The sequence below is a fragment of the Pseudomonas pudica genome (genome assembly GCF_015680405.1).
GTDB classification, from domain to species: domain Bacteria; phylum Pseudomonadota; class Gammaproteobacteria; order Pseudomonadales; family Pseudomonadaceae; genus Aquipseudomonas; species Aquipseudomonas pudica.
On record NZ_JADLJS010000013.1, the window covers coordinates 1 to 24,811 of the forward strand.

The following is a 24,811-nucleotide window of genomic DNA, read 5'->3' on the forward strand; positions in this document are numbered from 1 at the left end:
CCAGAATTGCATTCGCCTTGATGAAGACTCAAGGCGAATACATGAGCAAAGGGGGCAAAAAGCATTGCCCACAACCATAGAATCTCCCACAGGTACCCCACTGGTTTCGAGACATGTGGTGTCCCTGTGGGAGCGGCTTCAGCCGCGAAGGGGCCGGTACAGGTTCAAGCAATCGATCAGTGCCACACCGCCATCAGCGCCTGCATTTCTGCTTCGCTGATCAGCCCTTGGGGATATCGTCCGGCAAGCAGACGTCGTGGGTCGGTCGTCCTGACCCTGATGCTTCCATGGTGTTTCAACCACTTCGCCACAAGCCTGAGCGATTGGTGATTCACTGCCGATGGGCGCAAAGCCGACTCACTTGCTGCGTTCATTTCTACACGTACTCCCTGGCCCGTGAGCGGCTAATTTACGTAAGGATTGTTACAGATCCGAGAGTTCGGCATGGCCGAGCTATCTGACTGAAAACAATACAAAACGTATGCCAGCACAGGCCTGAGGACAGCCTTGGAAACAAAAAGGCCCGTCATCCGACGGGCCCCTTCATTCACCGTGCGCTCAACGCTTGACCGGCGCCGGCTGCTGCTGGGTCAGGCAGTGAATGTTGCCACCGCCCAACAACAGCTCGCGACCGGGGATCATCACAACCTCGTGGTCGGGGAAGATCTTCGCCAGGATCGCTCTGGCCTCGGCATCTGCCGGGTCGTCAAAGCTTGGCGCGATGATGCCGCCGTTGACGATCAGGAAGTTCACGTACGAGCCGGCCAGGCGCACCGACGGGTCACGCTCCTGGCTGCCGGCCACCTGATCGACACCGGCACACTCTTCGGCGGTGGCGAACAGCGGGCCCGGGATCGGCATCTTGTGCACGATGAACTCACGGCCCTTGGCATCGCGGGTGTTTTTCAGCACCTCCATGGCGGCATGGCAACGTGCATAGTTGGGGTCGTTGGAATCATCGGTCCAGGCCAGTAACACTTCGCCCGGGCGCACGTAACAACAGAAGTTGTCGACGTGGCCGTCAGTCTCGTCGTTGTACAGGCCATCCGGCAGCCAGACCACGGTGTCCACCGCCAGATGGTCGCGCAGCACCGCTTCGATCTGCTCGCGGTTCAGATGCGGATTGCGGTTGCGGTTGAGCAGGCACTCCTCGGTGGTGATCACGGTACCTTCACCGTCCACGTGGATCGAGCCGCCCTCGAGCACGAAGCCTTCGGTGTGGTAGCGCTGGCAGCGTTCCATTTCCAGGACCTTGGCTGCCAGCTCCTCGTCGCGGTTCCACGGTGCGTACAGGCCGCCATCGAAGCCGCCCCAGGCATTGAAGCCCCAGTCCACGCCACGCACCTCACCCTGGTCGTTGATGACGAAGGTCGGGCCGGTGTCACGCACCCAGGCGTCGTCGTTGCTGATCTCGACCACGCGGATGTTCGGCTGGTCGAGCTGACGACGGGCATTTTCGTACTGGCCAGCGGAGACCGCGACGGTTACCGGCTCGAAGCGGGCAATGGCCTTGGCCAGTGTCACATGGGCAGCCTGCGCCGGCTTGCCGCCCAGGCGCCAGTTGTCAGGGCGCTCCGGCCAGACCATCCACACCTGGGTTTGCGGGGCCCACTCGGCGGGCATGTGGAAACCATCGGCACGGGGAGTGGAGTTGAGGGTTTTCATGATTGACCTCTGTGATGGCCCTGAGCCGGACTGTGCTGGGGCGTTTGTCAATTTATAACCGATATATATCGATATTTGAAGCCCGATAATCGGGAAATCTATGACCGAATACCGCCATTAAATCGATAACAATCGAAACATACGCAACCTTGGTCAAGAATCAAAGCGGCACGACCTCTACCATAGCCAGCCCTTGTGAATGCCTTTGAAGCTCAAGGCGGAAAAAACGGCCAGACCGGCTAGGGTCAATACATGAGCAGAACGGGCCAGCGAACCGCCATGAACATCATCCCTACCGCGATCCCCGAAGTACTGATCATCGAGCCGAAGATTTTTGCTGACAGCCGTGGTTTTTTCTTCGAGGCGTTCAACGCTCGTGAGTTCGCCCGGCAAACCGGCGTGAATGTCGAGTTCGTCCAGGACAACCACTCGAGCTCCATCAAGGGTGTGCTGCGCGGTCTGCACTACCAGGTGGAAAACACCCAAGGCAAGCTGGTGCGCGTGGTGCAGGGGGAAATCCGTGATATTGCCGTGGACGTGCGCAAAAGCTCGCCAACCTTCGGCCAATGGGTCGCGGTGCAGCTGTCGGCCGACAACCATCGCCAGTTGTGGATTCCGCCCGGCTTCGCCCATGGCTTTGCGGTGATGAGCGAGTCGGCCGAGTTTCTCTACAAGACCACCGACTACTACAACCCGGGCGCCGACCGCTGCATCCGCTGGGATGACCCGACGCTGGCCATCGACTGGGGGCTGCAGCAGCCACCAGTGCTGTCGGACAAGGACAAGCTCGGCCTGCCACTGGCAGAGGCGGAACTGCTGCCTTAACTAGCGCATAATTGCGGCAGACTTTTCTGGCGCCTTTACGTGATGATTGCAAAACCCACTCCCCCACGCCGTCCTCGCTGGCGCAGCCTGGCCCTGTTGGCCCTGTGCCTGGCCCCGTTACTGTGGCCCCTGCACCATCTGGCCGAACGCTACTACCAGGAAGAACTGGCCTCGCAGAACCGCCAGACCCTCGACCTGTACGTCGCCAACCTGCTCGGTACCCTGCACCGCTACGAAACCTTGCCGCAAATACTCGGCGACCTGCCGGCCCTGCGCGGAGTGCTGGCCGACCCGTTCCGTCTGGAAGCGGTGACCAACGCCAACCGCCTGCTCAAGGACATCGTCCAGCAGACCGGCGCCGAGGTGATGTACCTGATGGACGTCAGCGGCAACACCCTGGCCGCCTCCAACTGGGACAAGCGCGACAGCTTCGTTGGCCGCAACTTCGCCTTCCGTCCCTACTTCAACGAAGCCATGGCCGGCCGCCTGGGGCGCTTTTTCGGCCAGGGCACCACGTCGGCCAAGCGCGGCTACTTCTTTGCCGCCGCCGTGCGTGACCGTGAACGCATCGTTGGCGTACTGGTAGTCAAGGTCGACCTCGACCACACCGAAACCCTGTGGGGCCGCACACCCGAGCAGCTGTTGCTGACCGACCACAATGGCGTGGTCATCCTGACCTCCCGGCCCGACTGGCGCTTCCGTGCGACCCGCGCACTGACCGAGGCCGAGCGCCAGGCCATCATCGCCATTCAGCCCTACCCGACCCAGGCCCCGCAGCCGCTGGTGCTCAACCAGGACGCCTGGATCAGCCAGACCCGCGATATCAAGGAAACCGGCTGGCAGGTCAGCATCCTCGCCCCGCGCATGCTGGTCGACCGTTCGGTGCAAACCGTGATGGCCATCGGCGCTGGCACCCTATTGGTGCTTATGCTGCTGGCCGGCCTGGTGATGCAGCGGCGCCGTCATTACATCGACCGCATCGACTTCGAGGCACGTGGCCGCCAGGAGCTGGAAAAACGCGTAGCCGAGCGCACCGCCGATCTCGAAGGCCTGAACACCCGGCTCAAGAGCGCCGTGCTGGAGCGCGAAAACGCCCAGCAGGAGGCCGTGCGCGCGCAGGACGAACTGGTGCAGGCCGGCAAGCTGTCGGTACTCGGCACCATGTCGGCCAGCATCAGCCACGAACTCAACCAGCCGCTGGCCGCCATCCGCAGCTACGCGGAAAACGCCGAGATCCTGCTTGACCACCAGCGTACCGAAGACGCCCGCGGCAACCTCAAGCTGATCGGCGAACTGACCGGGCGCATGGCCTCGATCATCGCCCACCTGCGCGCCTTCGCCCGTCGTGACCGCCATGCCCCGGAGAGCGTGGCCCTGCAGCCGGCCCTGGACGATGCCCTGGCGCTGCTGGCCAAGCGCCGCCGGGCGATGGCCGTCGAGCTGATCCGCGACCTGCCGGAAGCCACCTTGTGGGTACAGGCCGGCGAGACCCGCCTGCGCCAGGTGCTCGGCAACCTTCTGGCCAATGCCCTCGACGCCCTGACCGAGAAGGCCAACCCGCGCCGCCTGTGGCTAAGTGCCGAGCAGCGCGATGACTGCGTCTACCTGTACATTCGCGACAACGGCCCCGGCTTCAGCCGCCAGGCCCTGGAGCACGCCAAGGAGCCGTTCTTCACCACCAAGACCCGCACCCAGGGCCTGGGCCTGGGCCTGGCCATCTGCGAAAGCCTGATGCGCGCCCTGGGCGGTGAGCTGCTGCTGGCCAACCACCCGGAGGGTGGCGCACTGCTGACCCTGCAGCTGCGTGTGGCCGCGCCTGGCGCTACTTTGCCCAATTCGGAGGACCCCTCGGCATGACCACCGAGACACTGATCGACAGCCGAGCCCAGATCATCCTGGTCGATGATGACCCGCACCTGCGCCAGGCACTGAGCCAGACCCTGGACCTGGCCGGGCTCAAGGTGGTCGCCCTGGCCGATGCCCAGGGCCTGGCCGAACGCATCGAGGCCGACTGGCCCGGCGTGGTGGTCAGCGACATCCGCATGCCGGGCATCGATGGCCTGCAGCTGCTGGAACAACTGCACGGCCGTGACAACGAACTGCCGGTGCTGCTGATCACCGGCCACGGCGATGTACCGCTGGCGGTGCAAGCGATGCGCGCCGGGGCCTACGACTTCCTGGAAAAGCCCTTTGCCAGCGACGCCCTGCTGGACAGCGTGCGTCGCGCCCTGGCCCTGCGCCGCCTGGTACTGGACAACCGCAGCCTGCGCCTGGCCCTGAGCGACCGCCAGCAATTGGCCACCCGCCTGGTGGGCCAGTCGCCGTCCATGCAGCGCCTGCGCGAGCAGATCGGCGCCCTGGCCGGCACCCGCGCCGATGTGCTGATCCTGGGTGAGACCGGTGCCGGCAAAGAGGTGGTGGCCCGCGCCCTGCACGACCTGTCCAGCCGCCGCGACGGGCCGTTCGTGGCGATCAATGCCGGCGCACTGGCCGAGTCTGTGGTCGAAAGCGAGCTGTTCGGCCATGAGCCCGGGGCGTTCACCGGTGCGCAGAAACGCCGCATCGGCAAGTTCGAGTTCGCCAACGGTGGCACGCTGTTCCTCGACGAAATCGAGAGCATGAGCCTGGATGTGCAGGTGAAACTGCTGCGCATGCTGCAGGAACGGGTGGTCGAGCGCCTGGGTGGCAACCAGCTGATCCCGCTGGATATCCGCATCATCGCCGCGACCAAGGAGGACCTGCGCCAGTCAGCCGACCAGGGGCGCTTCCGTGCCGACCTGTATTACCGCCTGAATGTGGCGCCGCTGCGTATTCCACCGCTGCGCGAACGTGGCGATGACATCCTGGTGCTGTTCCAGCACTTCGCCGACGCCGCCAGCCAGCGCCATGGCCTGCCGCCACACGCCCTGCAGCCGGCCCAGCGCGCCATGCTGCTGCGTCACGACTGGCCCGGTAACGTACGCGAGCTGCAGAACGCCGCCGAGCGTTTCGCCCTTGGCCTGGAACTGGCCCTGGACGGCCAGGCGCCACCTGCGGCAATGCCTGCGGTACCGATGCCGAGCGGCAACCTCAGCGAACAGGTCGAGCAGTTCGAACGCTCGCTGATCGCGGCCGAACTGGCCCAGCCACACAGCTCCATGCGCAGCCTGGCCGAGGCGCTGGGCATCCCCCGCAAGACCCTGCACGACAAGCTGCGCAAGCATGGCTTGAGCTTCGACGGCGGTAGCGGCGGGCATGACGATCAAGAGGACAACCGTTAATGAATACCGAAAGCCAGCACCTTCAGTCCGTCCTGCACGGCGACATCCCCCTGACCCGCGAAATGGGCCTGGAAGTGCTCGATTGGCAGCAGCACACCCTGCGCCTGCAATTGCCGCTGGCGGCCAACGTCAACCACAAGAGCACCATGTTCGGCGGCAGCCTGTACTGCGCCGCGGTGCTGGTGGGGTGGGGCTGGCTGCACCTGCGCTTGCGCGAGTTGGGGATCGATGACGGACATATCGTCATCCAGGAAGGGCAGATCAGTTATCCGCTGCCGGTTACCGGGGCGGCGGTGGCGCGCTGTGCGGCGCCGGATGAAAAGACCTGGGAGCGGTTCTTGACCATGTACCAGCGCCGCGGGCGGGCACGGTTGACGCTGGAGACCACGGTGAGCAATGCCGGTAGTGACGAGCCTGCTGTTACCTTCAGCGGCCAGTACGTGCTGCACCGCTGACCGCGGGCAAGTAGTGATGCCAGTCAGTTAGTGCTGTTGGGTCTGCTGCGCAGCCCATCGCCGGCAAGCCAGCTCCCACAGGTGCAGCGCCATGCTGAAGGTCTGCGCAGTACTTGTGGGAGCTGGCTTGCCGGCGATGGGCCGCAAAGCCGCCCCGGCGATATAGGCGGCGAAGCTGAAGTACTAAGCACCAACAGAGTGTGATGATACCCGTCAGATCAGGCTCAGGAAGGCTTGGCGCCACGCAGCATTTGCCGGCAATGCCAGGAAATGCGGGTTAAGCAACGACTCCTGCGCTGGGTACCGGAACGGCAAGCCATCCAGCCCGATTACCTCCCCACCAGCCCCTTCCACCACGCCCTGCGCCGCCGCGGTATCCCACTGCGAGGTCGGTGCCAGGCGCGGATAGCAGTCGGCGCTGCCCTCGGCCAGCAGGCAGAACTTCAAAGAACTACCGATATTAGCCAGCTCCAGCTCACCCACCGCAGCCCCCAACCCGGCCAATAACGCTTCCTGTTCCGGGCTGGTATGGCGACGGCTGGCGACCACGGTGAAACGCGCACCCGCCGGCGGCGCGTTGCGTACCTGGATCGCCTGGGCGGCCTCACCCGCTTCGGCACGCCAGGCGCCCAACCCGCGACCACCGAAGTAACAGCGCCCGTTGGTCGGCATGGAAACCACGCCAAACACCACCTCACCGTTTTCGACCAGGGCGATGTTGACCGTAAATTCCTCGCTGCCGGCGATGAACTCCTTGGTGCCGTCCAGCGGGTCGACCAGCCACCAGCGGCTCCAACCCTGACGCTCGGCCAGCGGAATGTTGCAGTCCTCTTCGGACAGCACCGGGATCTGCGGCGCCAGCGCCAGCAGGCCATCGGCAATCACCCGGTGCGCCGCCAGGTCGGCGGCGGTGACCGGCGAATCGTCGGTCTTGTTGGTCACGGCCACATCGGCACGCCAGAACGGCAAGATCGCGTCCCCCGCCAACAGGGCCAGCTTGACAACTTCGTGCATCAATTGCAGGTCGTTCATGCTTCCAGCAGCCCCCGCTGAATCAGCAGGTCACGCGCCAGGTACAGCGCCGCCAGCGCACGCCCCTCGGTAAACTGCGGGTGCATGGCCAGGGCCGAGAGTTCGCGCAGGTTGACCTTGTCGACCCGCATCGGCTCCGGCTCGTCGCCCTCCAGGCGCTCCTCGTACAGGTCGCTGGCCAGCACCACCTGGATCTTCTGGCTCATGTAGCCCGGCGACAGCGACAGCTCGGTCAGGTGCTCCAGCTGGCGCGCGCCAAAACCGGCTTCTTCCTTGAGCTCCCGGTCGGCTGCCGCCAGCACGTCCTCGCCCGGCTCGATCAGGCCCTTGGGCAACGACAGCTCGTATTCATCGGTGCCGCCACAATATTCCTCCACCAGCACCGCGTGCTCGGCATCGAGCATGGCCACGATCATCACCGCACCGTAGCCATTACCCCGGCCCACCAGGCGCTCGTAGGTACGCTCGTTGCCATTGCTGAAGCGCAATTGCACGGCTTCGACGCGAAACAGGCGGCTGCTGGCGACGATTTCGCGGCTGAGGACGGTGGGTTTCTGGCGCATGGGGCGGCTCCTTGGCGTGAACGGGTTACTATACCGTGGCTTGCCGACTGATCGAGAGTTTCCCATGCCTGTTCTTCCCTGGTCTGCCATCGATACCGTCCTGCTGGACATGGACGGCACCCTGCTCGACCTGCATTACGACAACCGCTTCTGGCTGGACCACCTGCCCCAGCGCTACGCCGAGCTGCACGGGGTGAGCCGGGCAATGGCGGAAATGGAGCTGCAGCCGCTGTTCGAACGCAATGCCGGCACGCTGAACTGGTATTGCCTGGACTTCTGGAGCCGCGAACTGCGGCTGCCGATCCGCGAGCTGAAACAGGAAATCGCCGACCTGATCGCCCTGCGCCCGGATGCCGATACGTTCCTTGCCGCGATCCGCAACGCGGGCAAGCGCGTGGTGATGATCACCAATGCGCACCGGGATTCGCTGTCGCTGAAGCTGGAGCGGGTGGAGTTGGCGCCGTATTTCGAAAGGCTGATCAGCTCGCATGACTATGGCTACCCGAAGGAAAGCCCGCAGTTCTGGGACGCATTGCAGGCGGACATCGGCTTTGAACCGGAGCGCAGCCTGTTCATCGATGACACCCTGGCGATTCTGCGCAGTGCACGACGGTTTGGCGTGGGGCATCTGCTGGCGGTGCGCCAACCGGATAGCCAGGCAGGGCCGCGGGATACCGAAGAGTTTGCGGCGGTCGAGGATTACCGGGAAATATTGGTAGGCCTGTGAGGGCCCTATCGCCGGCAAGCCAGCTCCCACAGGTACCTCGCAGGTCCTCAGGCCTGTGGTAATCCTGTGGAAGCTGGCTTGCCGGCGATAGGGCCAGTACAGGCTGCAGAGATCAGTCAGGAATACGCAACACCTGCCCCGGATAGATCTTGTCCGGGTGCTTGAGCATCGGTTTGTTGGCCTCGAAGATCTTCTGGTACTTGTTGGGGTCGCCATACACCTTCTTCGAAATGGCACTCAATGTATCGCCCTTCTCCACCGTCACGAACCGTGCGGCCTGGGCCACCGGTCCGGTCACGGTGATCTGGTCATCGACACTGGCCACGCCAGCGACGTTGCCCGCCGCCAGGATGATCTTCTCTTTCTCCTCCTGGCTGGCCACCTCGCCCGTGAGGATGATCTTGTCTCCCTCTACAGTGGCCTTGATATTCGGATTGCCCAGGCCGACACTTTCCACGTGTTTCTTCAACTGCTCTTCGGCATTGGCATTGCCGGGGGTCAGCAGGTCGATCAACTTCTCGCCCGCTTCCTTGACGAAACTGAACAAGCTCATAGCGCTCTCCTTGTTGACGAAACCTCGGACACAGCAGTCTAGGCCAGCTTTTCCCCTGGCGCCCCATGCGACCAATCGACGCGGTCTATCAAGGCATAGACCCTAGCGATTAGACGCCACCGACCCGCACGCCTAGGCTTGTGCTATCTGAAAGCCGCCAATAGCCCCGATGAAAAGTCAGCCCCGATGAACAGCAAACCTCCGGTATGCGCGGCCTCATCGCCCTTGACCATGCCCGCCGCCAGCAACACCTACGATTACGTCCAGCTCAATGACGCCAGACGCGACAGCACGCCCCTGGCCGAAGAAGTGGCCCTGGCCATTGCCTACAACGGCCTCAACCAGGCGGTGATGCTGGTCAGCCCCACCGACCTGGAAGACTTCGCCGTCGGCTTCAGCGTCGGCAGCGGCATTGTCGACGGCACAGCAGAAATCTACGATCTGAAACTCTCCGGCAGCGGCTCGGCGATGTATGCCGACCTGGAGATTTCCAGCCGAGCGTTCTGGAACCTGAAAAACCAGCGCCGCCAGCTGGCCGGCACCAGTGGTTGTGGCCTGTGCGGGGTCGAAGCATTGGAGCAGGCGCTGCCAGAGCTGGCCGAGCTGCCTGGCGCGCCCTTGCCACCGGCACAATGGTTGGTCGGCCTGCGTGAACGCATCGATGCCTTCCAGCCGCTCGGCCAGCACTGCGGCGCGGTGCATGCGGCGCTGTTCATGGACCGCCACGGCGAACTGCTGCTCGGCCGCGAAGACATCGGCCGGCACAACGCCCTCGACAAGCTGATCGGCGCCCTGCTGCGCCAGGGCATCGACAGCCAGGGTGGCCTGGCCATCGTCACCAGCCGCTGCAGCCTGGAGCTGATCCAGAAGGTGCTGCGGGCCGGTATCCAGACCTTGGTCAGCCTGTCGGCGCCAACCGGCCTTGCCCTGCAATGGGCGCGCAAGCACAACCTCAACCTTATCCATCTGCCCAAGCACAGCGCACCGCGGGTCTACAGCCCAGCGGCGGAGTCGTAACAGTCGTGACCTCGTACCAACACCTCCCGGACAACGCCCCAGCCTCTTCCCCTCGCTACAAGCCCTACCACGGCCCCGCCGGTGGCTGGGGCGCGCTGCGCAGCGTAGCCAAGGCCTGGGTGGGCAGCGATAACGCGCTGAAGAACATTCGCGCGCTGCTCAAGACCAACCAGAACGGCGGCTTCGATTGCCCCGGCTGCGCCTGGGGCGACTCGCCGGAAAGCGGCATGGTCAAGTTCTGCGAGAACGGTGCCAAGGCCGTGAACTGGGAGGCGACCAAGCGCCGCGTCGATGCCGCCTTTTTCGCCCGCTACAGCGTCACTTCGCTACTGCAGCAGAGCGACTACTGGCTGGAGTACCAGGGGCGCCTCACCGAGCCGATGGTCTATGACGCACCCAGCGACCGCTACCAGCCAATCAGCTGGGACGCCGCCTTCAACCTGATCGCCCGTGAGCTGAACAAGCTGGCCAGCCCTGACCAGGCCGAGTTCTACACTTCGGGGCGCGCCAGCAACGAAGCGGCGTACCTGTACCAGCTGTTCGTGCGCGCCTACGGCACCAACAACTTCCCCGACTGCTCGAACATGTGCCACGAGGCCAGCGGCGTGGCCTTGGGGCAGAGCATCGGGGTCGGCAAGGGCACCGTCACCTTCGACGACTTCGAGCACGCCGACGCGATTTTCGTCTGGGGCCAGAACCCCGGTACCAACCACCCCCGCATGCTCGACCCGCTGCGCGACGCGGTAAAACGCGGTGCCCAGGTGGTGTGCATCAACCCGCTCAAGGAGCGTGGCCTGGAGCGCTTCCAGCACCCGCAGAACCCGCTGGAAATGCTGACCAACAGCGACCGGCCGACGAACACCGCATTCTTCCGCCCGGCCCTGGGCGGCGACATGGCGCTGCTGCGCGGCATGGCCAAGTTCGTCCTGCAATGGGAACGCGAGGCCCAGGCCAACGGCGAACCAGCAGTCTTCGACCACGCCTTCATTGCCGAACATGGCCATGGCGTCGACGACTACCTGGCGGTAGTGGATGCCACCCCCTGGGAGCACATCCAGGCCCAGTCCGGCCTGGCGCTGGCCGACATCGAACTGGCCGCGCGCATGTATTGCCGTGGCAAGCGGGTGATCATGTGCTGGGCTATGGGTATTACCCAGCACCGCCACTCAGTGCCGACCATCCAGGAAATCGTCAACTTGCAGATGCTGCGCGGCAACATCGGCGTGCCAGGCGCAGGCCTGTGCCCGGTGCGCGGCCACAGCAACGTGCAGGGTGACCGCACCATGGGCATCAATGAGCGCCCGCCGGTGGCCCTGCTGGACGCCATCGAGCAGCGCTTCGGCTTCCCCGTGCCCCGGCACAATGGCCACAACACCGTCGAGGCGATCCACGCCATGCTCGACGGCCGGGCCAAGGTATTCATCGGCCTGGGCGGCAACTTCGCCCAGGCCACGCCGGACACCGAGCGCACCGCCCAGGCACTGAGCAACTGCGAGCTGACCGTGCACATCAGCACCAAACTCAACCGCAGCCACCTGGTACACGGCAAGCAGGCACTGATCCTGCCGTGCCTGGGCCGCACCGACATCGACCTTCAGGCAGAAGGGCCACAGGCGGTAACGGTAGAAGACTCGTTCAGCATGGTCCACGCCTCCAATGGCCAGCTGAAGCCGCTGTCGACGCAGATGCGCTCGGAGCCGGCGGTCATCGCCGGTATCGCCGCCGCCACCCTCGGCAAGAAGCCCGTGGACTGGCACTGGCTGGTAGCTGACTACGACCGTATCCGCGAGCTGATCGGCGACACCATCGCCGGCTTCAGCGGCTTCAACCAGCGCCTGCGCGAGCCGGGCGGTTTCTACCTGGGCAACAGCGCTGCCAGCCGTGAATGGAATACCAGCACCGGCCGCGCAAACTTCAAGGCCAACCTGCTGCCCGACACGCTGATCGACGAGCGTGTACGCGCCAGCGGGCAGGTGCCTGACCTGATCATGCAATCGATGCGCTCGCACGATCAGTACAACACCACCATCTACGGCCTGGACGACCGCTACCGTGGCGTGCGTGGCCAGCGCGAGGTGCTGTTCGCCAACGAAGCCGACATCATCCGCCTGGGCTTCCAGCCGGGGCAGCAGGTCGACATCGTGTCGTTGTGGGGGGATGAGCATGTGCGCCGTGTGCACGGCTTCACTTTACTGGCCTACGACATCCCGGCCGGGCAGGCGGCGGCGTACTATCCGGAGGTGAACCCGCTGGTGCCGCTGGAAAGCATTGGCGATGGCAGCCATACGCCGACGTCGAAGTTCATCGCCATCAAGCTGGAGCGGGCGCGGGACGACGGGCGCATCCTGTAGGAATGGTGTTGGCCTCTTCGCGGGCGTGCCCGCGAAGAGGCCGGAAGCCGTGCCGCCAAAAACGAAAAAAGCCCTGTTCCATCAAGGCTCAGGGCTTCGTCATAAAGGTCTCAGACAGCGAAAAAACGATAAAGTTTCACAGTAAATACAGTAAGTTAGAGAATTGTGTACAACTCGTGTTACTCGTCGGATTTCCGTTGCCAGGCGTGCCTGCAAGGCTCAAAAATCGCCCCGTCATCCTTATGAGGCTCTCTTGATGAAGAAGTACTCCTCGATACTGTTGTTGTCTTTCAGCTTGCTCAGCGGCGTTGCCATGGCAGGCGGCACCACCGAGGCCGGCATTGGCGGCGCATTGGGTGGGGTACTGGGCTCCGTGGTGGGCAACTCCATCGGTGGTAGCACCGGCGGCGCCATTGGTGCCGGTCTGGGCGGCGCAGCTGGCGGTGCCCTGGGTGCCGACAAGCGTCAGCGCGGTGAAGCCGCTATCGGCGGCGCGCTGGGCGCCGCAGGCGGTAACGTGGTCGGCCGCTCCGTGGGCGGCACTACCGGTAGCTACATTGGCGCAGCAGCCGGCGGTGGTGCCGGTGGTGCACTGGGTAACTACCTGGGTAAAGAGGCCGACAGAGACGATTACCACGAAGGCCGCCGCTACCGTCGTGGTTATGACGACGACCGTCGCCACTGGGACCGTGGCCACCACTACGGCCATCGCAAGCACAAGCACAAGCGCCACTGGCGCGACTAACGCCTGAGGGCCTTGCCCCGGCAACAAAAGCCCCGCCCCTGCCAGCGGGGCTTTTTTATGCCTGCTGTTCCAGCAGTACACCAGACAGGATCACCTGCAGCGTCTCTGGCAACACCACTGGCCGTCCATTGGCGCGTTCGATGAAGACCTGCACCACCGTGCCTGCCGCACACGCCTCCGGCTCCCCTGGGCGGAACAGGGCCAGGCGGTACTCCACCGTGCTGCCAGCCAGTCGTGCCACCCCCAGCCCTACTTCCAGCACGTCCGGGAAGCCGGGCAGAGCGTAGAAATCCGCCGCCGAACTGACCACGAATGCCGCCAGCTCGCCGTCACGCAGGTCCAGGTCGGCCTGTTCGACGAGGAACGCCTGGATGGCGGTTTCGAAGAAGCCGTGCACGGTGGCACCGGCAATATGGCCGTTCAGGTCGTTGTCCTGGGGGCGGGTGAGGATGGGGTGGAAGTGGGAGAAGGCAGTGCGCTGAGGGGATTCGGTCATCTGGCTGGCTCTTGTCTTCGCAATGGATGCTGACAGTGAAACAGAAAAACCGGATTTTCGCTGCCTGTGCCGGCCTCTTCGCGGCTAAAGCCGCTCCCACAGGTACACCACCAACGTTGAATGCAGTGCAGTACCTGTGGGAGCGGCTTTAGCCGCGAAGAGGCCGGTACAGGCAGTAGAAAACGAAAAGGCCGCCCGTAGGGGCGGCCTTTTCGTTACAGGTAAGCTCAGCTTACAGCTGCGGGCCAGCGGCCTTGATGGCGTCGGAAACTTCGAACTTCTTGAAGTTTTCGATGAACAGCTTGGCCAGGCCTTTGGCAGCCTCGTCGTAGGCAGCCTTGTCAGCCCAGTTGGTGCGCGGGTTGAGCAGCTCGGTTTCAACACCCGGAACGGCCTTCGGCACATCCAGGTTGATGATGTCCAGGTGCTCGGTTTCGGCACCGATCAGCGCGCCACTCTGGATCGCAGCGATCACGGCACGGGTGGTCGGGATGCTGAAGCGCTTGCCAACGCCGTAGCCACCGCCGGTCCAGCCGGTGTTGACCAGGTAGACCTTCGAGTCGAAGCCTTTGATACGCTTGATCAGCAGCTCGGCGTACTCGCCAGCCGGGCGCGGGAAGAACGGCGCGCCGAAGCAGGTGGAGAAGGTCGACTTGATGCCGCTGCCCGAACCCATTTCGGTGGAACCGACCAGCGCGGTGTAGCCGGACAGGAAGTGGTAGGCCGCCTGCTCGTTGTTCAGGATCGAAACCGGAGGCAGAACACCCGTCAGGTCGCAGGTCAGGAAGATGACTGCATTCGGCTCGCCACCCAGGTTCGCTTCGGAACGCTTGGCAACGTGCTCCAGCGGGTAGGCCGCACGGCTGTTCTGGGTCAGGCTGACATCGCTGTAGTCGGCGTGCTTGTTGGCGTCGAGAACGACGTTTTCCAGCACGGCGCCATGCTTGATGGCTTTCCAGATGACCGGCTCGTTCTTCTCGGACAAGTCGATGCACTTGGCGTAGCAACCGCCTTCGATGTTGAACACCACGCCCTCGCCCCAGCCGTGCTCGTCGTCACCGATCAGGTAACGGCTTTCGTCGGCCGACAGGGTGGTCTTGCCGGTGCCGGACAGGCCGAAGAACAGGGTCACATCGCCTGCTTCGCCAATGTTGGCCGCGCAGTGCATCGGCAGCACGTCGGCAGCCGGCAGCAGGAAGTTCTGCACCGAGAACATGGCTTTTTTCATTTCGCCGGCGTAGCGCATGCCAGCGATCAGCACCTTCTTCTGGGCGAAGTTGATGATCACGCAACCATCGGAGTTGGTACCGTCACGCTCAGGCTCGCACACGAAGTTGGCGACGTTGAGGACCTGCCACTCGCCACGGCCAGCCGGGTTGTACTGCTCCGGGTTGATGAACAGGCAACGGCCGAACAGGTTCTGCCAGGCAGTCTGGGTGGTCATCTTCACCGGCAGGTAGTGCTCGGCGGCCGCCCCTACGTGAACGTAGGAAACGAAGTGATCCTGGGCGTTGTTGAACGCCTCAACGCGGTCCCACAGGGCATCGAACTTGTCGGCCGGGAACTTGCGGTTGATCGGGCCCCAGGCAATGGCGTCCTGGGTGGAAGGCTCTTCGACGATGAAACGGTCAGCCGGCGAACGGCCAGTACGGTGACCGGTCTCCACGACCAGTGCGCCAGTATCGGCTAGTACGCCTTCACCGCGTTGCAGCGCTTCTTTTACCAGCTCATCGACGCTCAGGTCGGTGTACACGGTGTTGTTGGCTTGCGTCATGAGATACCCCATCCGGCCCGAGGCCGAGTGCTCCAAACGTTTTGTAGTTGTCTTGAAAAAACTACTACAGCGAAAAAAGTGGCCGGATTATGCCAGAAACGCCCAAAAAAAGTAGGCCCCTCCTGTCAGAACTGCGCTTTTGCGCAATTCGACAGGAGATTGTCCTGTGGTTAAACGTTTCAGTGACGAGTTTCTGAGGCTACGTCAGTGCCGCCACCGGCAAACAGTTGCGCCACATCGCTGGCGTCGAAGAAATAGCGCTCGTTGCAGAACTGGCAATCGATCTCCACCTGCCCGCCGCACTCTTCCACCAGCACCGTGGCATCGTGCTCGCCCAAACTGACCAGCGCATTGCCGGAACGTTCGCGCGAGCAGCTGCACTTGAAGCGCAGCGGCTGGATATCGAACAGGCGCACGGCATCTTCATGATACAGGCGGTGCAGCAGGGTTTCGTTGTCCAGCGCCCACTCATCAGCCTTGAGCGTGGTAGCCAATGCCACAACGTGCTGCCAGCTTTCTTCACGCTCTTCATCGTCCGGCTGGCGATCGCGCGGCAGTTGCTGCAGCAGCAGGCCACGGGCCTTGCCGCCCTCGGCGTTGAGCCAGAAACGGGTATTGAGCTGCTGCGACTGGACGAAGTAGTTGGTGAAGCACTCCGACAGGTTGGTGCCATCGAGATCCACGGTGCCTTGGTAGCGTTGGCCCTTGACCGGATCGATGGTCAGGGTCAGGTGGCCGTCGGGCATCAGTTGCGACAGGGTGGCGCCGTCAGGGATCTGCTCGGCGTCATAGCGAGCCATGCCACGGATGTCGCGCTCGCTCGAACACTCCACCATCAGCAGCGGGATCGGCCCTTCCGAACGTGCCTGCAGAATCAGCAGGCCGTCGAACTTCATCGCCCCTACGAGCAAGGCAGTGGCCGCCATCAGCTCGCCGAGCAGTGCCTGCACTGGCTGTGGGTACTCATGACGCGCCAGCACCGCGGCGTAGCTGTCATCGAGAGACACCCACTCGCCGCGCACATCGCGCTCGTCGAAGATGAAACGTTGGGTGAAATCGGTATCAGGCAAGTCGCTCATAGGTTTTGGCTATCTGAAAAATGATGACAAAATGGTTACAAGGGTTGTCGAAAACATGTGAGAACCCCGTGACAGAGCGCTCACGAGGCGCTCCGATTTCTGTTTGCAATAGAGGTATTTTATGGACAATTCACCACTGTTCCAAGCAAGGTGGTCCTGGGGGCCATTGGCAGCCTGTACGCTGCTCCCCATCGCTCTACTGTGTTTCTGGTTATGGCCCATTGGCCAGATCTTGTGCCTGACTTTCGACGAGTGGCTGTTCCACAGCCTGAATTCTCCGCTGGCCGACAACACCACCTGGCGCTACATCTGGACCGTCGGCAGCCTGCGCCCGTTCGACATCGTCGTCGGCCTGATCCTTCTGGCAGTGCTTATCCGTGGCGACTGGGTGTTCAAGGCAACCCAGGTACGCCAGGCCTTTTTCGGTTTTCTGGTCACGCTGATCCTCTTAGTGGTGATTCGCGCGCTGTTTTCCAAGTGGGTGGATGCAGCAGGCTGGCAGCACAAGAGCCCGTCGATGATGTTCGACGAGGTGGTGCACCTCAGCGACTACTATCCGAACCTGGAGGCGGCCTGGGAGCTCAAGGACCGCTCCAGCAAGAGTTTCCCGGGGGATCATGCCTCGGTGTTGCTGGTCTGGGCGCTGTTCATGAGCGTGTTCAGCCGCCGCCTGGTGCAATATCTGGTGGTCTGGGGGTTGGCGGTATTGTTCATGTTGCCGCGCCTGGTGGCCGGTGCCCACTGGGGGCAGGATGACTACATCGGCGGGCTGCTGATGGCGGTGCTGGCGTTGGGCTGGAGCTGCTACACGCCGCTGGCGGCCAAGGGGAGCGCGCTGCTGCTGCGCTGGACGGCGCCGATGTTCGCGATCGCGGCCAAGTTACCGCTGGTCGGGCGCTTGGCGGTGACCCGCTAGATCCCTGGGTCTACTGCGTAGCCCATCGCGACACAAGGCCGCTCCTACAGGGGTTGCACAAGTTTCAGGGCTTGCGCAGTACCTGTGGGAGCTGGCTTGCCGGCGATGGGCCGCAAAGTGGCCCCGGCTATTCGAAGCTCCCATGCAACAGGTGAATCTGGCGCCGTTGCTTCTTGGTCGGCCGCCCATCGGTGGTCACGCCCATCGCCCCGGCCTTGCGCAGTTCCGCCGCCTGTTCGCGCCGGCGCACGCTGTCCTCGGTCTCTTCGTACAACGTCTGCGCTTCTGGCGCACCACGCCGCACCACCGACAGAGCCTTCACCACCACGGTGCGCTCGTCGAACCCGGTACGCAGCACGAACTCGTCACCCACCCGCGGCTCCTTGCCCGGCTTGCAGCGCTCACCCCGGCAGTGCACCTTGCCGCTCTCGATCGCCGCCTTGGCCAGCGCGCGGGTCTTGTAGAAGCGTGCTGCCCACAGCCATTTGTCCAGGCGTACCTTGTCGTCATCTTCGGCTTTTTGTGCCATCCCATTACCTCGAACGCTGTGTTTCATCGAACTGTACTACCGTAACGATCGGATGCAAAAAATCCCCGCCGTGCTTACAGTTCAACACCTCATCCGCAGGGTGCGTTTCGTGAAGACATTTGACCATTTGACTGTGATCGGCCTGCGCGAGTGGGTCGCCCTGCCCGACCTTGGCGTGGCCGGGTTGCGCGCCAAGATCGACACTGGCGCCAGCACCTCCAGCCTGCACGCCACCGAGGTAGAGCCGTTCGAGCGCGACGGCCAGCCCTGGGTCCGCTTCACCGCACACCTTGGCTCGGTGGTGCAGTTGCGCCACCGGCGCTGCGAGGCACCGCTGGTGACCATGAAAACCATCAAGAGCTCCAACGGCCAGGCCCAGACCCGCTATGTCATCCGCACGTCACTGGCCCTGGGCGATGGTGTGTGGGAGGTGGAGTTCACCCTGGCCTGCCGCAAGAACATGCGTTATCGCCTGTTGCTGGGTTCCAAGGCCCTGATCCATGGTCAGCTGGTGGTCAACCCCGGTCTCAAATACGTACAAGACAAACCGGCCTTTCCGGCCACCCTTTCTCCTGCCACAGGTGCTGCATGAAGATCGCTGTGCTGTCGCGCAATCCGCGTCTGTATTCCACCCGCCGCCTGGTCGAAGCCGGTGCCCAGCGGGGCCACGAAATGGTGGTGATCGATACCCTGCGGGCCTACATGAACATTGCCAGCCACAAGCCGCAGATCCACTACCGCGGCAAACCGCTTGAAGGCTTCGACGCGGTGATCCCCCGCATCGGTGCCTCGGTGACCTTCTACGGCTGTGCGGTGCTGCGCCAGTTCGAGATGATGGGCGTGTATCCGCTCAACGAGTCGGTAGCGATAGCCCGCTCCCGCGACAAGCTGCGTTCGCTGCAACTGCTGTCGCGGCGCGGCATCGGCCTGCCGATTACCGGCTTCGCCCACTCACCGGACGACATCCCCGACCTGATCCAGATGGTCAACGGCGCCCCGCTGGTGATCAAGGTACTGGAAGGCACACAGGGCATCGGCGTGGTGCTGTGCGAAACCACCAAGGCCGCCGAATCGGTGATCGAGGCGTTCATGGGGTTGAAGCAGAACATCATGGTGCAGGAATACATCAAGGAAGCGGGTGGCGCGGATATCCGCTGCTTCGTGGTCGGCGACAAGGTCATCGCGTCGATGAAGCGCCAGGCCAAGCCGGGGGAATTCCGCTCCAACCTGCATCGTGGTGGGGTGGCCAGCCTGATCAAGATCACCCCGGAAGAACGCATGACCGCCATTCGCGCGGCAAAGGTGATGGGCCTGAGCGTGGCGGGTGTGGATATCCTGCGCTCCAACCATGGGCCGCTGGTGATGGAAGTGAACTCGTCGCCGGGGCTGGAGGGGATTGAAATTACCACCGGCAAGAACGTGGCCGGCATGATCATCGAGCATCTGGAGAAGAATGGCGGCCCTAATCAGACTCGGACCAAGGGTAAGGGCTGATTCAAGCCTGTACCGGCCCTATCGCCGGCAAGCCAGCTCCCACAGGATTACCACGACCTTCAGTTTTGTGGATTACCTGTGGAAGCTGGCCAGCCGGCGATAGGGCAGGTGCAGCCAACCAGATTCATACAGCATTACGCGGCAGCAACAACCCCAAAGGCAACCGTACCCGCGCCTCGATCCCGCCACCAGAGCGATTGCGCAGTTCCACATTCCCACCATGCTGCGCCGCGATCCGCTTGACGATCGCCAGCCCCAGCCCGGTGCCCTTGCCGCCGCGCGCCCGGTCACCACGAATGAACGGGTTGAAGATGGTCTCAAGCTCCGACTCGTCGATCCCCGTCCCGCGGTCCAGTACGCTCAGCACCACATACGGCGCACTCTCGTCGCCCGACACATAGGCGGCCACCTCGACCCCCTTGCCGGCATGGTGCAGGGCGTTGCCGATCAGGTTGCCCAGCATGCGTTTGAGCGAAACCCGGCGCAGCGGGAACGGTGGAATCGGCTCCAGGCACAACCGCACCCGTTCTTCCGGCTGGTTGTACGGTGCCACCACTTCGCGCACCAGGTCGGCCAGGTCGACCTCTTCAACCGGTTCGTCACGGCCATCGCGGATGAAGGCCAGGAACTGGTCGAGGATCGCGTCCATGTCCTCGATATCGCGGACCATGTCGTCACTCAGTTCGCTGTCGCTGTCCAGCAAAGACAGCGACAGACGCAGGCGCGTCAGCGGTGTGCGCAGGTCGTGGGAAACCCCGGCCAGCATCAGCTCGCGCTCGCGCCCGGCCTGCTCGACATCCTCGGCCATCTGGTTGAAGGCCTTGTACACCTCGGTCATCTCGCTGGGCGTGTCGCTGATCGGCAGGCGCACGCTGCGCCCCTGGCCCAGCTGCCGGGCGGCGAAAACCAGGCGCTTGAGCGGCTGGTTCAGCTGGCGCACGAAGATCCAGGCCGAAGCTGTGGACAACAGACCGATGGCCAGGAACCAACCCAGCACGTTCCAGATCTTCTGCCCACGCAGCGGGTGCGGGTATAGCGGTACCTTCAACCAGCCCGGGCCCAGGCTTGGCGCATTGACCCACAACGCCGGCGGCGCATGAATGCGCAGCCGTACCTCGGTGTCTTCACCCAGCTCGGCCCGCATCTGCCGCTGGTAGATTTCGCTGTAGGGCCAGTGCTGCTCACCCTCGGGCACGCCCGAGCCGGTAACCCGGATAAGGCCTGCCGCTTCGGCGATCTTGTCGCGGTTTTCTTCGTCGGCCGCCCAATAAGCGCGCAGGGTCAGCGCAACACCGTGGCTGTACTGACGGTCGACCAGCACGTCCTCGTTCATCAACAGGTAGACCAGGGTCAAGGCCTTGGAGAAGAGAACGACGATCAACACCAGCCACAGGGTGCGGGCGAAGAAACTTTGCGGAAACCAGAGCGGTGTTTTCATCGACGGCGCGGCATCATTTACCGGCGTTACCGTCTGGCACGAACACGTAGCCCACGCCCCACACGGTCTGGATATAACGCGGCTTGGACGGGTCCGGCTCGATCATGCGGCGCAGACGCGAGATCTGCACGTCGATGGAGCGCTCCAGCGCATCCCATTCTCGGCCACGCGCCAGGTTCATCAGCTTGTCGCGGGTCAGCGGCTCGCGCGCGTGCATGACCAGCGCCTTGAGCACGGCGAATTCGCCGGTGGTGAGCATGTGCACTTCGTCGCCACGCTTGAGTTCGCGGGTGGCCAGCGACAGCTCGTAGTCGCCGAAGGTGACCGACTCGTCTTCGCTGCCAGGCGCACCCGGCACGCTCGGTGCCTGGCGACGCAACACGGCCTTGACCCGGGCCATCAGCTCGTCCGGGTTGAACGGCTTGCCCAGGTAGTCGTCGGCGCCCAGCTCCAGGCCCTTGATACGGCTGAGCTCGTCACCCTTGGCGGTGAGCATGATGATCGGGATCTGGTTGTTCTGCTGGCGCAGGCGCTTGCATGCCGACAAGCCATCTTCGCCGGGCAGCATCAGGTCGAGCACCACCAGGTTGAACACCTCACGCTGCAGCAGGCGGTCCATCTGCTCGGTGTTGGGCACCGCGCGGGCACGGTAGCCCTTGCTGGTGAAGAAACGTTCCAGCAGGCTGCTCAGCCCCGGGTCGTCGTCGACGATGAGAATCTTGTCACCTTCAGCGGTGTTTGGCGTGCCGGTCATGAATAACTCCTCTGATATCGCCGCGCATTATGGCGTAGCCATTGCTGCACGTTGCGTGAGCATTGTTAGCAGATTTTTCCCCCGGCGCCAGTTCCGGCTGGCCGGGCGCCATCACCGCAAGCCGTTTGCGATGGGTATAATGCGCGGCTTTCATCCAGCGCCGCCGGGCGACAGGCCCACAGGCGACCCCCGTATTCACAAATGTCAGGTGGTTTACATGGACAGCATCAACAGCCGTATCGCCGAGGAACTGGGCGTACGCCCCCAGCAGGTCGAGGCGGCCGTGGGCCTGTTGGACGAAGGCTCGACCGTGCCCTTCATCGCCCGCTACCGCAAGGAAGTGACCGGTAGCCTGGACGACACCCAGCTGCGCCATCTGGAAGAGCGCCTGCGCTACCTGCGCGAACTCGACGAGCGCCGCGCCAGCATCCTGGCCAGCATCGAGGAGCAGGGCAAGCTGACCCCGGAACTGGCCCGCGAGATCAAGCTGGCCGATACCAAGACCCGCCTCGAAGACCTGTACCTGCCGTACAAGCAGAAGCGCCGCACCAAGGGCCAGATCGCCCTGGAAGCCGGCCTCGGCGAGCTGGCCGACGGCCTGTTCAACAACCCCGACCTGGCCCCGGAAAGCGAAGCCGCACGCTTCGTCAACGCCGACAAGGGCGTGGCCGACGTCAAGGCCGCGCTGGAAGGCGCCAAGTACATCCTCATGGAGCGCTTCGCCGAAGATGCCGCCCTGCTCGACAAGCTGCGCAGCTTCCTCAAGCAGGAGTCGGTACTCAGCGCCCGCGTCGTGCCTGGCAAGGAAGAAGAAGGTGCCAAGTTCCGCGACTACTTCGCCCATGACGAGCTGCTGCGCAACGCCCCGTCGCATCGCGCCCTGGCAATTTTCCGCGGGCGTAACGAAGGCGTGCTGAGCGCCTCGCTGAAAGTGGGCGAAGAACTGCCCGGCACCCTGCACCCGTGCGAGCTGATGATCGGCAACCACGTCGGTATCGAGAACCGCAACCGCCCGGCCGACAAGTGGCTGGGCGAAGTGGTGCGCTGGACCTGGAAGGTCAAGCTGTACACCCACCTGGAAACCGACCTGTTCGGCGAGCTGCGCGACAACGCCGAAGGCGAGGCGATCAATGTGTTCGCCCACAACTTGCACGACCTGCTGCTGGCCGCCCCGGCCGGCCCGCGTGCCACCCTGGGCTTCGACCCGGGCCTGCGTACCGGCTGCAAGATCGCCGTGGTCGATGCCACCGGCAAGCTGCTGGACCACACCACGGTCTACCCGCACGCACCGAAGAACGACTGGGACCGCACCATTTCGATCATGGCTGCGCTGTGCGCCAAGCACTCGGTGGAGCTGATCGCCATCGGCAACGGCACCGCCAGCCGCGAAAGCGACAAGCTGGTGGCGGAGCTGGTCAAGAAGTACCCGGCACTGAAGATCACCAAGATCATGGTTTCCGAGGCCGGCGCTTCGGTGTACTCCGCATCGGAACTGGCCGCCCGCGAATTCCCGGACCTGGACGTGTCGATCCGTGGCGCCGTGTCGATTGCCCGCCGCCTGCAGGACCCGCTGGCCGAGCTGGTGAAGATCGACCCGAAATCCATCGGTGTCGGCCAGTACCAGCATGACGTGTCTCAGCTGAAACTGGCGCGCGGCCTGGACGCCGTGGTCGAGGATTGCGTGAACGCAGTGGGCGTGGACGTCAACACCGCCTCGGTGGCCCTGCTGACGCGCATCTCCGGCCTTAACGCTACCCTGGCGCAGAACATCGTCGCCCACCGCGATGCCAACGGCCCGTTCGCCACTCGCGCGGCACTGAAAAAGGTCAGCCGCCTGGGTGAGAAAACCTTCGAACAAGCTGCCGGCTTCCTGCGCGTGATGAACGGCGACAACCCGCTGGACGCCTCCGCGGTGCACCCCGAGGCCTACCCGCTGGTGCAACGGATTGCCGCCGATACCGGCCGTGACATCCGCTCGCTGATCGGTGACAGCAGCTTCCTCAAGCGCCTGGACCCGAAGAAGTTCACTGACGAAACCTTCGGCCTGCCGACCGTCACCGACATCCTGCAGGAACTGGACAAGCCTGGCCGCGACCCACGCCCCGAGTTCAAGACCGCCACTTTCCAGGACGGCGTCGAAGACCTCAAGGACCTGGAACCGGGCATGATCCTCGAAGGCGTGGTGACCAACGTCACCAACTTCGGTGCCTTCGTCGACATCGGCGTGCACCAGGACGGCCTGGTGCACATTTCGGCGCTGTCGGAGAAGTTCATCAAGGACCCGCGTGAAGCGGTCAAGGCCGGCGACGTGGTCAAGGTCAAGGTCATGGAAGTGGACATCCCGCGCAAGCGTGTCGGCCTGTCCATGCGCATGAGCGACACCCCTGGCGAGAAGGTCGATGGCAACCGCGGCGGTAACCGTGGCAATGGCGGCAACCGCCAGCAGCAGGCGCCGCGCCAGCGCGAAACCGCCACCGCAGCACCGGCCAACAACGCCATGGCCGCACTGTTCGCCAACGCCAAACAGCTCAAGAAGAAGTGATGGACGTTCCACGCGAATACGTCGAAAGCGCCTTCAGCCAGCTCCTTGGCTGCCGCCTGCAACGCCTGGAAACAGGTGTTGCCGAGGTAGCCCTGGCGCTCGAGCCACACTTGCGCAACCGTGGCCAGAAGCTGCACGGCGGGGCGATCTTCAGCCTGGTGGACATCGCCATGGGCCTGGCCTGCTCGGCCAGCCATGGCTTCGACCAGCAAAGCGTCACCATCGAGTGCAAGATCAACTACATGCGCGCCGTCAGTGACGGCGAGGTGCTGTGCACCGCCCGTGTGCTGCACGCCGGGCGGCGCACCCTGGTGGTCGACGCCGACGTAGTTCAGGGCGACAAGCTGGTCGCGAAAGCGCAAGGAACCTTCGCGGTTCTCTAGCTCACCAAGCAGTATCTGCGGTATTTTCGGCAACAGCCGGGGGCCGCTTCGCGCCCCATCGCCGGCAAGCCGGGCCCCCACAGGTAATCCACAAGCCTGAATATCGTGGTTTACCTGTGGGAGCCCGGCTTGCCGGCGATGGGCTGCGAAGCGGCCTCCGAAGTCGGCGCTGCGCAATGCCGGAACCGCGTAAACCAGGCGACAACGCCAGTT

The 24,811-nt window shown here is 63.7% G+C and carries 24 protein-coding genes; 13 read left to right on the forward strand and 11 right to left on the reverse strand.

What is annotated here, in order from left to right; all coding sequences use genetic code 11:
• Positions 1-176: 176 nt before the first annotated feature.
• Both IRZ77_RS26935 and aguA read right to left on the reverse strand, forming a co-directional pair.
• Positions 177-374: a hypothetical protein gene (locus IRZ77_RS26935; RefSeq protein WP_080563721.1), complete on the reverse strand. Its 198-nt coding sequence runs from the start codon at positions 372-374 to the stop codon at positions 177-179.
• A 184-nt stretch (positions 375-558) separates the two neighbouring features.
• Complete coding sequence (gene aguA / locus IRZ77_RS11730; RefSeq protein WP_039614238.1) at positions 559-1,665, reverse strand: agmatine deiminase; 1,107 nt, start codon at positions 1,663-1,665, stop codon at positions 559-561.
• 279 nt (positions 1,666-1,944) lie between these two features.
• On the opposite strand from aguA, the gene rfbC reads away from it, so the two are divergent.
• Genes rfbC through IRZ77_RS11750 form a run of 4 tightly spaced genes read left to right on the forward strand, consistent with a single transcriptional unit; the run spans position 1,945 to position 6,205 of the window.
• Positions 1,945-2,490, forward strand: a complete 546-nt coding sequence (gene rfbC, locus IRZ77_RS11735) for a dTDP-4-dehydrorhamnose 3,5-epimerase (protein ID WP_046614515.1) — start codon at positions 1,945-1,947, stop codon at positions 2,488-2,490.
• Positions 2,491-2,532: 42 nt separating this feature from the next.
• A complete protein-coding gene (locus IRZ77_RS11740) occupies positions 2,533-4,347 on the forward strand; it encodes a sensor histidine kinase (protein WP_025337341.1) in 1,815 nt (604 codons plus the stop codon).
• Complete coding sequence (locus IRZ77_RS11745) at positions 4,344-5,750, forward strand: sigma-54-dependent transcriptional regulator (RefSeq protein WP_108480022.1); 1,407 nt, start codon at positions 4,344-4,346, stop codon at positions 5,748-5,750. Before IRZ77_RS11740 ends, IRZ77_RS11745 begins: the two co-directional genes overlap by 4 nt.
• The gene (locus IRZ77_RS11750; protein ID WP_046614518.1) at positions 5,750-6,205 is read left to right on the forward strand and encodes a thioesterase domain-containing protein; all 456 of its coding nucleotides are present in this window, start codon (positions 5,750-5,752) and stop codon (positions 6,203-6,205) included. The genes IRZ77_RS11745 and IRZ77_RS11750 overlap by 1 nt, the downstream gene beginning before the upstream one ends.
• 213 nt (positions 6,206-6,418) lie before the next feature.
• Here the strand turns inward: IRZ77_RS11750 and cysQ are convergent, their stop codons facing one another.
• Positions 6,419-7,237: a 3'(2'),5'-bisphosphate nucleotidase CysQ gene (gene cysQ, locus IRZ77_RS11755; protein WP_196173528.1), complete on the reverse strand. Its 819-nt coding sequence runs from the start codon at positions 7,235-7,237 to the stop codon at positions 6,419-6,421.
• Positions 7,234-7,800 (reverse strand): ADP compounds hydrolase NudE, encoded by a 567-nt coding sequence (gene nudE / locus IRZ77_RS11760; RefSeq protein ID WP_015268611.1) that lies wholly within the window; start codon positions 7,798-7,800, stop codon positions 7,234-7,236. The genes cysQ and nudE overlap by 4 nt, the downstream gene beginning before the upstream one ends.
• Positions 7,801-7,864: 64 nt before the next feature.
• Here nudE and yrfG point away from each other — a divergent pair, with 64 nt between their 5' ends.
• A complete protein-coding gene (gene yrfG / locus IRZ77_RS11765) occupies positions 7,865-8,527 on the forward strand; it encodes a GMP/IMP nucleotidase (RefSeq protein WP_153671294.1) in 663 nt (220 codons plus the stop codon).
• A 112-nt stretch (positions 8,528-8,639) separates the two neighbouring features.
• On the opposite strand, the gene lysM is transcribed toward yrfG, so the two are convergent.
• On the reverse strand, positions 8,640-9,080 hold the full coding sequence (gene lysM / locus IRZ77_RS11770) for a peptidoglycan-binding protein LysM (protein WP_046614521.1): 441 nt from the start codon (positions 9,078-9,080) through the stop codon (positions 8,640-8,642).
• 186 nt (positions 9,081-9,266) lie between these two features.
• Between lysM and fdhD the strand changes: the two genes are divergently transcribed.
• The 3 genes from fdhD to IRZ77_RS11785 all read left to right on the forward strand — a co-directional run bounded on the left by fdhD (position 9,267) and on the right by IRZ77_RS11785 (position 13,193).
• Positions 9,267-10,097 carry a formate dehydrogenase accessory sulfurtransferase FdhD gene (gene fdhD, locus IRZ77_RS11775; protein ID WP_046614522.1) on the forward strand — a complete coding sequence of 277 codons (831 nt, stop codon included), beginning with the start codon at positions 9,267-9,269 and terminating at the stop codon, positions 10,095-10,097.
• Between the two features lie 5 nt (positions 10,098-10,102).
• Entirely contained in the window at positions 10,103-12,448 is a 2,346-nt protein-coding gene (locus IRZ77_RS11780; RefSeq protein WP_196173529.1) for an FdhF/YdeP family oxidoreductase, read from the forward strand.
• 256 nt (positions 12,449-12,704) lie between these two features.
• Positions 12,705-13,193, forward strand: a complete 489-nt coding sequence (locus IRZ77_RS11785) for a glycine zipper domain-containing protein (protein WP_046614524.1) — start codon at positions 12,705-12,707, stop codon at positions 13,191-13,193.
• A 55-nt stretch (positions 13,194-13,248) separates the two neighbouring features.
• On the opposite strand, the gene IRZ77_RS11790 is transcribed toward IRZ77_RS11785, so the two are convergent.
• The 3 genes from IRZ77_RS11790 to hslO all read right to left on the reverse strand — a co-directional run bounded on the left by IRZ77_RS11790 (position 13,249) and on the right by hslO (position 16,542).
• The gene (locus IRZ77_RS11790) at positions 13,249-13,689 is read right to left on the reverse strand and encodes an acyl-CoA thioesterase (RefSeq protein ID WP_046614525.1); all 441 of its coding nucleotides are present in this window, start codon (positions 13,687-13,689) and stop codon (positions 13,249-13,251) included.
• Positions 13,690-13,921: 232 nt separating this feature from the next.
• Complete coding sequence (locus IRZ77_RS11795; protein ID WP_063914462.1) at positions 13,922-15,463, reverse strand: phosphoenolpyruvate carboxykinase; 1,542 nt, start codon at positions 15,461-15,463, stop codon at positions 13,922-13,924.
• A gap of 179 nt (positions 15,464-15,642) precedes the next feature.
• Positions 15,643-16,542 (reverse strand): Hsp33 family molecular chaperone HslO, encoded by a 900-nt coding sequence (gene hslO, locus IRZ77_RS11800; RefSeq protein ID WP_196173531.1) that lies wholly within the window; start codon positions 16,540-16,542, stop codon positions 15,643-15,645.
• A 121-nt stretch (positions 16,543-16,663) separates the two neighbouring features.
• Between hslO and IRZ77_RS11805 the strand changes: the two genes are divergently transcribed.
• On the forward strand, positions 16,664-17,458 hold the full coding sequence (locus IRZ77_RS11805) for a phosphatase PAP2 family protein (RefSeq protein WP_135002127.1): 795 nt from the start codon (positions 16,664-16,666) through the stop codon (positions 17,456-17,458).
• A 127-nt stretch (positions 17,459-17,585) separates the two neighbouring features.
• On the opposite strand, the gene IRZ77_RS11810 is transcribed toward IRZ77_RS11805, so the two are convergent.
• On the reverse strand, positions 17,586-17,987 hold the full coding sequence (locus IRZ77_RS11810; protein ID WP_046614529.1) for an RNA-binding S4 domain-containing protein: 402 nt from the start codon (positions 17,985-17,987) through the stop codon (positions 17,586-17,588).
• A gap of 109 nt (positions 17,988-18,096) precedes the next feature.
• On the opposite strand from IRZ77_RS11810, the gene rimB reads away from it, so the two are divergent.
• Together rimB and rimK are read left to right on the forward strand one after the other, a co-directional pair.
• Positions 18,097-18,579 (forward strand): retropepsin-like aspartic endopeptidase RimB, encoded by a 483-nt coding sequence (gene rimB / locus IRZ77_RS11815; RefSeq protein WP_025754077.1) that lies wholly within the window; start codon positions 18,097-18,099, stop codon positions 18,577-18,579.
• Positions 18,576-19,481 (forward strand): 30S ribosomal protein S6--L-glutamate ligase, encoded by a 906-nt coding sequence (gene rimK, locus IRZ77_RS11820; protein WP_196173533.1) that lies wholly within the window; start codon positions 18,576-18,578, stop codon positions 19,479-19,481. Before rimB ends, rimK begins: the two co-directional genes overlap by 4 nt.
• A gap of 124 nt (positions 19,482-19,605) precedes the next feature.
• Here rimK and IRZ77_RS11825 read toward each other — a convergent pair whose 3' ends face one another.
• Complete coding sequence (locus IRZ77_RS11825; protein WP_046614530.1) at positions 19,606-20,919, reverse strand: ATP-binding protein; 1,314 nt, start codon at positions 20,917-20,919, stop codon at positions 19,606-19,608.
• 13 nt (positions 20,920-20,932) lie between these two features.
• Complete coding sequence (gene ompR, locus IRZ77_RS11830; RefSeq protein ID WP_012270052.1) at positions 20,933-21,673, reverse strand: osmolarity response regulator transcription factor OmpR; 741 nt, start codon at positions 21,671-21,673, stop codon at positions 20,933-20,935.
• A gap of 217 nt (positions 21,674-21,890) precedes the next feature.
• Between ompR and IRZ77_RS11835 the strand changes: the two genes are divergently transcribed.
• Positions 21,891-24,215 (forward strand): Tex family protein, encoded by a 2,325-nt coding sequence (locus tag IRZ77_RS11835; RefSeq protein WP_015268601.1) that lies wholly within the window; start codon positions 21,891-21,893, stop codon positions 24,213-24,215.
• The gene (locus IRZ77_RS11840; protein ID WP_003257433.1) at positions 24,215-24,598 is read left to right on the forward strand and encodes a PaaI family thioesterase; all 384 of its coding nucleotides are present in this window, start codon (positions 24,215-24,217) and stop codon (positions 24,596-24,598) included. The genes IRZ77_RS11835 and IRZ77_RS11840 overlap by 1 nt, the downstream gene beginning before the upstream one ends.
• The last annotated feature ends 213 nt before the right edge of the window (positions 24,599-24,811 follow it).